Origin of the sequence: Psychrobacter sp. FME6 (assembly GCF_014861365.1) — a bacterium.
Taxonomy (GTDB): Bacteria; Pseudomonadota; Gammaproteobacteria; order Pseudomonadales; family Moraxellaceae; genus Psychrobacter.
This window is the reverse complement of sequence record NZ_RRYW01000216.1, coordinates 1-977: the sequence shown is the minus strand read 5'-3', so window position 1 is coordinate 977 and position 977 is coordinate 1. Positions and strand designations below refer to the sequence as shown.

The 977-nt window shown below is 40.2% G+C and carries 1 protein-coding gene; it reads right to left on the bottom strand.

Translation table 11 applies throughout. The features are described from left to right. Positions 1–624, bottom strand: a 624-nt coding sequence (locus EI162_RS14305) for a hypothetical protein (RefSeq protein WP_192524964.1), incomplete at its 3' end; no start/stop codon positions are given. Positions 625–977 lie beyond the last annotated feature (353 nt).

Genomic DNA, 977 nt, shown 5'->3' with positions numbered 1-977 from the left:
AAAGTCTTTAATAAACCGTAACTTACGGTACTCATTTAACCCATGATGACTGTGCAATTGTCGCTTTAACTCACTGAATAACCCTTCAAGAAAATTGGTCGTATTTGGTATATCTAAGTGCTCATATTCTCGATAAGTAAACAGCCAGTTACTATTGGTTCGTAGACTACGATAAGCACTTCTAAGACGCTTGTGCGTGTACCACGTTCTACCAGTATCCTCATTGGTACTACGTTCACTAAGATAGGCTTCATGAGTCAAATACCAGTGATCTAAGCGCTTTATGAACGCTGTCTTATCAAGCTGTATTATGTTTAAAGCGAGCTGTCTAAGCTCAATACTGGCGATGTTCTTAGGGCGACGAGTGAGGTAGCGGGTCACTATTTGTATTTGATGAAACTGGCACATCTGGCATGGGGTACAGGTAAATAACGTACGCAGTCCTCGTCTACCATCGCAGGTAATACTTTGTATATCAACGCCTAACGATGCTAGGTGATCAATCCCTTGCTTATAGGCACTATTAGTTTCATGACTCACTATCGCATAATAAAGAACGGTTTTAGTGGTGTTATCCATAAAGACCATTAAACCAAACGTGCGACCAAAGTAAGTGGTGTCCATGATGATATTAGCAGTCTTTGGTCGTTTAACCTGATACTCGATACTGACTTTATCTAAGCGTCTTTGAATGGTTTTAAGACTACAGTGGTATTTATCAGCCAGTTGTTGGTAAGTCTGTTTACCTTGGGTATATTCAGTCCAAAGTGTTTGGTTATTGAGTCTTTTGCCACCTAAAAACTGCCGTCTGCAAGCTAGGCATTGATACTGCTGTTTGCCAAGCTTACGTCCATTCTTCTTGGTGTGTTTATCACTACAAAAAGGGCAGTTTTTTGATTCATGGCGTTCATTCCTTGCAAATATAGACAGTATATAGCGTTAGACCCTATGACAGCATGAATAATGTCCATTACACC